The sequence below is a fragment of the Paenibacillus sp. FSL P2-0136 genome (genome assembly GCF_037975325.1).
Classification (GTDB): Bacteria; Bacillota; Bacilli; order Paenibacillales; family Paenibacillaceae; genus Paenibacillus_AQ; species Paenibacillus_AQ silagei.
The window spans coordinates 4,912,781-4,923,492 of sequence record NZ_CP150244.1 but is presented as its reverse complement, the minus strand read 5'-3'; the positions used below and the strand labels follow the sequence as shown (position 1 = coordinate 4,923,492).

Annotated in this window: 6 protein-coding genes; all 6 read left to right on the top strand. The window is 55.0% G+C overall.

Features of this window, described 5'->3' with window-relative positions; genetic code table 11:
- Nucleotides 1-25 precede the first annotated feature (25 nt).
- The 6 genes from NYE26_RS20965 (at nt 26) to NYE26_RS20940 (ending at nt 10,613) form a co-directional block, all read left to right on the top strand.
- Nucleotides 26-1,531: an ABC transporter substrate-binding protein gene (locus NYE26_RS20965; RefSeq protein WP_339249835.1), complete on the top strand. Its 1,506-nt coding sequence runs from the start codon at nt 26-28 to the stop codon at nt 1,529-1,531.
- Nucleotides 1,532-1,622: 91 nt separating this feature from the next.
- Complete coding sequence (locus NYE26_RS20960; RefSeq protein ID WP_036731566.1) at nt 1,623-2,549, top strand: ABC transporter permease subunit; 927 nt, start codon at nt 1,623-1,625, stop codon at nt 2,547-2,549.
- A 29-nt stretch (nt 2,550-2,578) separates the two neighbouring features.
- On the top strand, nt 2,579-3,496 hold the full coding sequence (locus NYE26_RS20955) for a carbohydrate ABC transporter permease (RefSeq protein ID WP_036731568.1): 918 nt from the start codon (nt 2,579-2,581) through the stop codon (nt 3,494-3,496).
- 42 nt (nt 3,497-3,538) lie between these two features.
- Nucleotides 3,539-5,833, top strand: a complete 2,295-nt coding sequence (locus tag NYE26_RS20950) for a glycoside hydrolase family 3 N-terminal domain-containing protein (protein ID WP_339249833.1) — start codon at nt 3,539-3,541, stop codon at nt 5,831-5,833.
- Nucleotides 5,834-5,850: 17 nt separating this feature from the next.
- The gene (locus NYE26_RS20945) at nt 5,851-8,997 is read left to right on the top strand and encodes an alpha-mannosidase (protein WP_339257566.1); all 3,147 of its coding nucleotides are present in this window, start codon (nt 5,851-5,853) and stop codon (nt 8,995-8,997) included.
- A gap of 296 nt (nt 8,998-9,293) precedes the next feature.
- Nucleotides 9,294-10,613: a glycoside hydrolase family 125 protein gene (locus NYE26_RS20940; protein ID WP_339249831.1), complete on the top strand. Its 1,320-nt coding sequence runs from the start codon at nt 9,294-9,296 to the stop codon at nt 10,611-10,613.
- Nucleotides 10,614-10,712: the final 99 nt, after the last annotated feature.

Genomic DNA, 10,712 nt, shown 5'->3' with positions numbered 1-10,712 from the left:
AGCTAATTAAAAGGGGGTACGGCAAATGAGTAAGAAAAAGAAACACTTCTCCTTGTTGTTGACAACGCTTTTAACCGTTTCACTGGCGCTAACGGCGTGCGGGGGGAACAGTAAGAACAATGCAGGCGGGGAAGCAGCTTCAGGCGGCAACAAAGCCTCGGAGGCTACCGAGAAGCCAGTAGAACTGATCTGGTACACGATCGGGCCGCCGCAGAAGGATATGGACAAGGTCCTCACAGAAGTCAATAAATACACACTTGAAAAAATCAACGCCACACTCGATATCAAAATGCTCGACTTCGGGGATTATACGCAAAAAATGCAGGTAATGGCAGCTTCCGGTGAGCCGATGGATATCCTGTTCACCTCTTCCTGGGCCTTCGATTATGTGCAGAATGCACGTAAGGGCGCCTTCCTGGAGCTCGATGATCTGCTGAAGAATCAGGGCAAGGGCATTGTGGATACGATTGATCCGGCCTTCCTGGAAGGTTCCAAGGTAGACGGTCATAACTATGCGATTCCTGCGAACAAAGAGCTTCCGGCTCAAGAGGTGTTCCGCTTCAATAAAGAGCTGCTCGACAAATACAAGCTGGATCTGACCAGCGTGAAGACGATGGCCGATCTTGAGCCGCTGCTCAAAACGATCAAGGAAAACGAGCCTGGAGTCACTCCTTACGCAATGGTGAAGGACTTCATGCCGATTATGCCTTTTGACTATGTGATCGAGAAGATGCCGATGGCGGTCTATATGGACACCAAGGACTACAAAGTAGTTAACATCCTGGAAACTCCAGAGATCAAGGAAGCGCTTAAGACGGTCCGCAAATTCTATCAGGCGGGTTATATCTCCCCTGAAGTAGCAACTACCTCGTCGGTAGATGACTTGTACAAAGCCGGCAAATGGTTCACTGACCGTGCATCCACCCAGCCGATGGCCGACAATCTGTGGTCTGCAAGCTACGGATATCCGGTCGTGTCCACACCAGCCAGCCAGCCTTATATCTACAACTGGTCGGTAATGGGCTCCATGCAGGCGATCTCCGCTAACTCCGAGTATCCTGAGAAAGCGATGGAATTCCTGAACCTGCTCAACACCGATCCTAAGCTGCGCAACATGATTGACTCCGGGATTGAAGGCGTACATTACGAGAAAGTCAGCGACAACATGATCAAGAACCTCCCGGATGCGAAGAACTACGACATGCCTACGTTCTCCCTGGGTAACATCATGATCAACTATCTGAATGAAGGCGACCCAGAGAACAAATGGGAAGAATTCAAGAAGTTCAATGATGCCGGTATCAACGCACCGCTGCTCGGCTTCAACTTCGATACGTCCAAGGTGACGAATGAAATCGCCGCTGTTCAGAACGTGAAGGAAGAATTCTGGGCACCGCTGATGACCGGATCTGTAGATTCGGAAGAGTACCTGACCAAGGCTAACGAGAAACTCAAAGCAGCCGGTCTGGATAAAATTATTGCCGAAGCTCAAACGCAGATCGACGCCTGGAAAGCAGCGAATAATAAGTAGCATTCTATTAGAGGATCGGGCGGGTGATTAGACTTGGCCCGATCTTTTTGTACTAACGGAAGAATTTTCCGGCATAGGAGGAACTAAGAGTATGGGGAAAATAGGAAAGTCCGCCAAAGATGTATTAAGAAATAAAGTGCTGCTGTTTATGGTTCTGCCGGGCACACTGTGGTTTTTATTCTTCTCTTACCTGCCGATGGTGGGTACGGTTATTGCGTTTAAGGAGTACCGCTTCAGCCGGGATGGCTTCTGGGCCAGCATCATCAACAGCAAGTGGGTCGGCTGGGATAATTTCAAGTTTCTGTTCAGCACCAATGATGCCTATCTGATCACACGCAATACCCTTTTATATAATATAGCCTTCATTGGCCTGGGCCTGATTCTGTCCGTGCTGATGGCGGTGGTGCTGTCCGAGATTGCCAATAAAAAACTAGCCAAGTTCTATCAGACAGGCATGTTCCTGCCGTATTTTCTGTCCTGGGTTGTTGTGGGATACTTCGCGTTCAGCTTCCTTAGCTCGGAGCGGGGGCTGCTTAATGCCATGTTCGGCAGCAATATCTCCTGGTACTCGGAATCGAAATACTGGCCGTTCATTATTATATTCGTATTCCTCTGGAAGGCCGTCGGCTATAACAGCGTGGTCTATCTCGCCGCAATTATGGGCATAGACAAGTCTCTCTACGAAGCAGCGATGATCGACGGAGCCAGCAAGCTCCAGCAGATCCGCAGTATCACGCTGCCGATGCTGAAGCCGATCATTATCATTATGACGCTGCTTGCGATCGGGAAGATTTTCTATGCCGACTTCGGGCTGTTCTATCAGGTGCCGAGAGATTCGGGGACGCTCTACAGTGTGACCAACGTCATCGATACTTATGTATACCGTGGACTTAAGACTACCGGCGAGATCGGAATGAGTACGGCTGCGGGCTTGTATCAATCAGTGGTCGGGTTCGTGCTGGTTCTTACCTCTAATTACATCGTGCGCAAATTCGATAAGGACAGTGCATTATTCTAGGGAAAATGAAGGAAAGTGAGGTCATCCAAATGTCTGCTAATGCTGCGAAATCGCGCGATTTCCATCGGCTGTCGCCGGTGCTCAATACCATCTTCAACTGTATCGCCGGAGGCTTTGCCATCCTGTGTATCTTCCCGTTCCTGTTCGTTGTCCTCATCTCGTTCACGGACGAAGGGGCGCTTGCGCGGGACGGCTACCGGTTAATTCCGGCCAAATGGAGTCTGGAAGCCTACAAATATGTATTTAGCTCAGGGGACACGCTGCTCCGTTCTTACGGAGTGACCATTGCGGTAACCGTCATTGGTACAATTGTCAGCCTGCTGATTATTTCACTTTATGCCTATGCCATTTCACGTAAAAGCTTCAAATACCGCAATTTCTTCGCGTTCTTTTCCTTCTTCACCATGCTGTTTAACGGCGGGCTGGTTCCGACCTATATTGTCGTGACTCAGATGCTGGGCCTGAAGGACAGCATTTGGGCGCTGGTTCTGCCGCTGGCGGTGAATGCTTTTTACATTATGATTCTGCGTACCTTCTATATTACCAGTGTGCCGGATGCGCTGATCGAATCGGCCAAAATCGACGGCGCCGGAGAGTTCCGCACCTTCCTGAAAATCGTGCTGCCGCTGTCCTTGCCGGGCCTCGCTACAATTGGTCTGTTCAGCACGCTCGGGTACTGGAATGACTGGTTCAACGCCCTGCTCTATATTGACAATCCGAACCTGGTGCCGCTGCAGTCCATGCTGATGCGCATTGAGACCAGTATGCAGTTCATTCTTCAGAATTCGCAGAACAGTTCATTAAGCCTGGAGGCCCTCCGCAACATGCCGCAGGATACCTCGCGTATGGCGATGGTGGTGCTGGCAACCGGACCGATTATCTTCGCGTATCCGTTCTTCCAGCGTTATTTCATTCAGGGTCTTACGGTCGGGGCGGTTAAGGAGTAGGGATATATAGATTAAGATCAAAGGAGAGAGGGTGGAGCCAGGATGTTATATAGAGACCGTACACAGCCCGTCAAGGAGCGGACGAAGCATCTGCTTGGGCTGATGACGCCGGAAGAGAAGGTCGGCCAGCTGGTGCAGCTGTTCGGGTGGCAGACCTATGATCATACAGATGGAACGATTGAATTGACAGAAGACTTCAAGCGCCAGATCCGCGAAGGCGGTGTCGGCGCATTATACGGAACTCTGCGGGCCGATCCCTGGACAGGAGTTACGCTGGAGAGCGGGCTGGATGCACGGGCCGGAGCGGAGGCTGTTAATGCGATTCAGCGTTATGCGCTGGAGCATTCCAGGCTGGGCATTCCGCTCTTGATCGGCGAGGAATGCTCGCATGGGCATATGGCCATCGGGGCCACGGTATTCCCGGTTCCGCTGCTGATCGGCAGCACCTGGAATGTGGACCTCTACAAGGAGATGTCCCGGGCGGTCGCGCGGGAGACCCGTGCTCAAGGCGGAGCCGTGACGTATTCCCCTGTGCTGGATGTGGTGCGTGATCCGCGCTGGGGCCGGACCGAGGAATGCTTCGGGGAAGATCCGTATCTCATCGGCGAATATGCCGTAGCGTCTGTGGAAGGACTACAGGGCGACCGGCTTGACAGCGCGTCCAGTGTGGGGGCAACCCTCAAGCACTTCGTAGCCTATGGCAGCTCGGAGGGCGGCCGGAATGCCGGTCCGGCGCATATCGGCAAGCGGGAGCTGCTGGAAGTCGATATGTACCCGTTCCGCAAAGCGGTGGAAGCGGGTGCGGTCTCCATCATGCCGGCTTATAACGAGATTGACGGCGTGCCTTGTACCACGAACCGGGAGCTGTTGGAAGAGATTCTGCGCGGTGAATGGGGCTTCGAGGGCATGGTGATTACCGATTGCGGCGCGATCGATATGCTGGCCTCGGGTCATGATACAGCGGACAGCGGGGAGGATGCAGCCGTACAGGCGCTCACCGCTGGGATTGATATGGAGATGTCTGGCGTCATGTTCGGCGGATATCTGCTGGAGGCGCTACGCTCCGGGCGACTCGACGAGAAGCTGGTGGATCAGGCGGCAGCGCGTGTGCTGGAGCTGAAGTTCCGGCTGGGCCTGTTTGAACAGCCGTATGCCGATCCTGATGCAGCAGAGCAGGTCATCGGCAGTGCAGAGCATGCAGAGCTGGCGCGGAGCGTTGCGGCAGAGGGAATTGTGCTGCTGAAGAATAACGGAGTGCTTCCCTTGTCTGCGGCCCATGGAAAGGTTGCGGTAATCGGGCCGAACGCCGATATTGGCTACAATCAGCTCGGCGATTACACCTCGCCGCAGCCGCGTGACCGGGTAACTACGGTGCTGGCCGGGATACGGGCCAAGCTTGCCGCGCAGCCGGAGCGTGTAGCTTATGCGCCGGGCTGCCGGATCAAAGACAGCTCCACCGAGGGCTTCGAGCTTGCGCGTGAGGTAGCAGCCGATGCGGATATCATTGTGCTCGCTCTAGGCGGGTCGAGTGCCCGTGACTTCGGCGAAGGCAGCATCGATCTGCGGACCGGAGCCTCGAAGGTCACAGAGAATGCGCTTAGCGATATGGACTGCGGCGAAGGCATCGACCGGATGTCGCTTCATCTGTCCGGTGTTCAGCTGGAGCTGATGAAGGAGCTGAAGGCGCTTGGCAAGCCGGTAGTCGTCGTATACATCAACGGCCGTCCCATTGCCGAGCCGTGGATCGATGAGCAGGCGGATGCTATTTTGGAAGCCTGGTATCCGGGTCAGGAGGGCGGTCACGCCATTGCCGACATTCTGTTCGGCGATGTCAATCCGTCCGGCAGGCTGACCCTGTCTCTCCCTGAGGATGTAGGACAGCTGCCAGTGTATTACTTAGGCAAACGTTCCCGGGGAGTGCGCTATCTGGAAGGGAATTCGCAGCCGCGTTATCCGTTCGGCTTTGGACTCAGCTACACCGAATTCAGCTATAGCGGACTCCAGGTCGAGCCGGCAGTAATCACAGCAGACGGAACGGCTGAGGTTACAGTGGAAGTAGAGAATACAGGCTCCCGCATTGGTGCGGAGGTCGTGCAGCTATATATTTCCGATCTGGTCAGTAAGGTAACGAGACCGGCCAAGGAACTCAAGGGATTCCGCAAGATCGTACTGGAGCCGGGCGAGAAGCAGAAGGTGACCTTCACGCTGAGTGCAGAGCATCTGAACTATATCGGGCCGGATTATAAGCTGGTGGTCGAGCCCGGAAGCTTCCGCATCGGGGTCGGCAGGAATGTGAACGATACGCTGAATATAGATCTTACGGTTACGGAGGACTAAAGATGGAGCAGATAAACATCGAACGGATTAACCGGTTCATTCGGGAATGCTCACAGCAGCAGTGGCTGGAATACCGGGTGCTTGATGACTGGAAGGTCTACTCCACTATCTACCGGCAGCCGGGCCACTATGACGAAGCACAGCCTTATTCGGGCAGCGAATCGTTTGGATTGTTTCCGAGCGTGCAGGGTACCACCTATTACTTCCGCACTACTCTCGATATCCCGGCGGACTGGACCGATGCGGACACCGGGCTGATCTTCCACTCCGGCGGCGAAGGGCTGCTGCGTGTGAACGGAGCCTCGCGGCAGGGAATGGACCGCAATCATACCTATGCTTCCCTGAACCCGGAAACGGGCGGCAGACACCCGGAGATTGAGATTGAGCTCTATGATCCGATCCCTGAGCCGGATGACCCGCTCAATAAGCAGGCGGTTATTCAGCCGCCGGTCCGGTCCATTACCGCAGCGCTTGTCAGAGTGAACCTGCCGGTGCAGTCGCTGATGTACACAGTGACCGTCATCCGGGATTCGATGCTGCTGCTGCCGGAGCAGGATTTCCGGCGTGTCCGCATGCTGGAGGCGCTGCATCAGGCGATGGATGCTTATGTGAATTTGGAGCCTGGCGATTCTCTCGATCGTAACGTAATAGAGGCGATTGAGCAGGCGCTGGCCGCCAGAGTGCGGGCCATCGGCGGCAACAGCGAGGGCTTCATTCATATGATCGGGCAGTCGCATATCGACATCGCCTGGTTATGGCCTACCCGGGAGACGGTGCGCAAGACCAGCCGGACCTTCTCGACGGTACATGCCCTGATGGAGGAGTATCCGGAATACCGCTATGCCCAGAGCCAGCCGCAGCTGTTCGCTTATCTGAAGGACAATGATCCTGAGCTGTACGCGAAGGTGAAGGCGCGGATTCAGGAAGGCCGCTGGGAGCTGGTCGGCGGCATGTGGGTCGAGCCGGATCTGAATATTCCGAGCGGGGAATCGCTGATGCGGCAGATGCTGTACGGGCAGCGCTTCTACCAGGAGGAGTTCGAACAGCAGTCCGAGATTGAATGGCTGCCGGACACCTTCGGCTATTGCGCCTCCCTGCCGCAGATCCTGAAGCACGGCAAGGTCCGTTACTTTATGACCACGAAGCTCGGCTGGAATGATACCAACCTGTTCCCGTATGACCTGTTCCACTGGGTCGGAATTGACGGGACAGCGCTATTATCTTATATGAACCATGGCGTGAATGAGAATACGCTGCCGAAGGATATCCACGAGCACTGGCAGTCCTACCGCCAAAAAGCTGTTCACAGCGAGCAAATGCTGCTCTACGGACACGGCGACGGGGGCGGCGGCGTGACGCGGGAGATGCTGGAATACCTGTCGCGCTCGGAGCTGATGGTAGGTCAGCCTGCCTCTAACTACAGCACGGCGGCGGATTTCTTCGCAGGCATCGAGCAGGCAGCACCGGATCTGCCGGTCTGGCAGGGCGATCTCTACCTGGAGCTGCACCGGGGAACCTATACGACCCATGCACGGAACAAGCGCAATAACCGCAAGGCCGAGATTCTGTACCGGGAAGCGGAGCTATGGCAGACTCTGGCTGGACACCAGCTGTCACCGCAGCGGCGGGAAGAGGTAGGCCAGGCCCTGCATGAAGGCTGGAAGCTGATTCTGCTGAACCAGTTCCATGATATTATCCCTGGCTCGTCCATTCCCGAGGTCTATGAGACTTCGGAGAAGGAATACAAGAACATCTTTGTCCTTGGGGAGAGTACCTTGAAGTCCGTCATGGAGGCTGCCGTAGCGGATATTGATACCCGTGGAGAGGGACAGCCTTATGTCATTCTTAACGGCCTGGGCTGGACCCGGGATATGGTGGTCGAGCTTGCAGTTGCTCCTGGAGCAGCGCTTAACGCTCCGGCTGTATATGACGGGAACGGAACACAGCTTCCGGCAGAGTTGGCTACAGCAGGAAAGCAAACAGCGCTGCGTGTACGGGTGCCGGAGGTTCCGGCATTCGGTTATGCAACAGTATGGCTGAGTGAAGAGGGGCAACCGGGAGCAGACGCATCGGATGCAGGCAATAACTTAATTTCTGCCGCGAACTTCGCTACGTTCGAGGATCGCTGGGAGACCGGCTACTACCGGCTCCAGCTCAATGAGTTGGGCGAGATCATCAGCTTGTATGACAAGGAAGCCGGGCGTGAGATTGTGAAGTCCGGCGGCGAAGCGCTGAACCGGCTGCATTTCTTCCATGACCGTCCGATTCTCTGGGATGCCTGGGATATCGACAGCCGTTATGAAGAGCAGCCCGCCGGAGCAGCGGTACTGCTGGAGAAGCGGCTGTTGTCCACAGGTCCTGTCTGCGATGTACTGTTCTTCCGCTGGAGTCTCGGAGAGTCGGAAATCCAGCAGGAGCTGATCCTGTACTACGCTGACAAGCGGATCGACTTCAAGACGAAGGTGCAGTGGCAGGAAGCCCACAAGCTGCTGAAGGTTGGCTTCCCGATTGATGTGGTGACCAGCAAGGCCACGTATGAGATTCCGTTCGGCGCACTGGAGCGGACTACGCACCGCAACACCAGCTGGGAGCAGGCACAGTACGAGGTCTGCGGGCACCGGTATGCCGATGTGTCGGAGCATGACTACGGGGTCAGCCTGCTGAACGACTGTAAATACGGCTATGACACACAGGGCAGCACCATCCGTCTGTCCCTGCTGCGCGCCCCGCGCTGGCCGGATCATTCGGCCGATCAGGGAGAGCATGAATTCACCTATTCGCTCTACCCGCATACCGGGGACTGGCGTTCGGCGCATACCCAGCGCAAAGCCGCTGAGTTGAATCACGCTTCGTATGCTGTGGCCTGCGAGGCAAGTGAGGGACAGCATCCGTCCACTGGCTCCTTCCTTCCCTACGAAGGGAAGCAGGTAGTGTTGGACACGGTCAAGCTGGCGGAAGACGGAAGCGGCAGCATCCTTCGGCTGTACGAATCAGCTGGTGGACGCGAGACCGTGCGGATCAGCTGGCCGCTGCCGCACGCTGCTATCTACCTATCCAATGCGCTGGAGGAAGAGACCGAGCTGCTGCCGGATGAAGACGGCGTGTTGACGATAGACTTCCATCCGTTCGAGATTAAGACGATTAAGATTATTCATGCTGAATAGAGGCAAATGAGGGGCTGAGCGTAAGGTTCTCGGATAGTTGCAGAACGTACACTTAAAAACAGCGGAAATGCATTCTTTTATCGTATAAGTGTATTCTGTACAACTAAAACTGCCCCAAAACGGGAGAAGGAAGATTCGGCGGATGTTTAAATGTACGAAGTACAACTAAATGTGAAATTGGTGATCAATCAGGCGTTTTAGTTGTACCAATTACAATTAAGCTTATCGCAACTCCCACTCCCATCAAGAAATTCAGCTTCCAAAACAATAGATCAAGCAAGAAGGAGACTACTACCTTGGAACAATTCAGACTTCCCCGCATCGAGATGCCGGAGCTTACGCTGCCGTCATCCATTCAGGCCGTGCTGGCCGACGCCGAAACGAAGCTGGCCCACCGGCCTAAGCTGCAACGGCTGTTCCGCAACTGCTTCCCGAATACACTGGAGACGACCACCAAGCTGCTTGATGACGGAACTACCTTTGTGATTACGGGGGACATCCCCGCCTGCTGGCTGCGCGATTCAGTGGAGCAGGTCATTCATTATGTGCCTTTTGCTGCGGAAGATGCTGATCTGCAGCGGATTATCGGCGGACTGATCAAGCGCCATACAGAGTATGTGCTGATCGATCCTTACGCCAACGCGTTCAATGAATCGGCCAATGACTGGCACTGGAATGCCGCCGATGTGACCGAGATGTCGCCGTGGGTGTGGGAGCGCAAATTCGAGATCGACTCGCTGTGCTTCGTGATCCGGCTGGCCCATGTTTACTGGGAAGAGACGAAGCAGACCGATTTCTTCACCGCCGATTTCAAAAAAATGCTCCGCGTCATTACCGACCTGTTCAAGCGCGAGCAGCATCATGCCGAGCAGTCCCCTTACCGCTTCACGCGAAACAACGGGATTATGGAGGATTCCATCCGTAACGGCGGCCTGGGAATGCCCGTGAATTACACCGGCATGATCTGGTCCGGCTTCCGTTCCAGTGATGACGCCTGCGATTTCCACTACAACATTCCGGGGAACATGTTCGCCGTGGTGGCGCTGCGGCAGATGCAGGATTTTGCCGAGTGGGTCTTCCGGGATCTGGATTTCCTGGCTGAGCTGAAGGAACTGGAGCAGGAGGTCGATCACGGCATCAAGCTGTACGGCACCTACCGCCACCCCGAATTCGGACCGATCTACGCCTACGAGACAGACGGGTATGGCAATTACAGCCTGATGGACGACGCCGGAACACCGGGCCTGATGTCTATTCCGTACCTGGGCTATTTGAACAATGACGATCCGGTCTACCAGAATACTAGACGGTTCGCGCTGAGCAAGGAGAATCCGTTCTACTTCGAGGGCAAAGCTGCCAAGGGAATCGGCAGCCCGCATACCCCTCCGGGTTATATCTGGCATATGGCGCTGTCGATGCAGGGCATTACCGCAGACAGCAAGGAAGAGCGGCTGGCGGTCATCGCTATGCTGGAAGCAACCGATGCCGATACCGGCTACATGCATGAAGGCTTCCACGCCGACGATCCGTCCGTGTTCACCCGCAAGTGGTTCGCCTGGTCGAACAGCTTGTTCTCGCAGCTGATTTTGCGGGCGCTGAAGGAAGACATTCTCTAAATATTGAACTAAAACATTAAAGTTTAGGGAAAAGTGGCGGAGGAGAATTTTGGAACTGGAGGAGCGATAGCGTCCGCCTTTGTATGCGGATTTCCACCG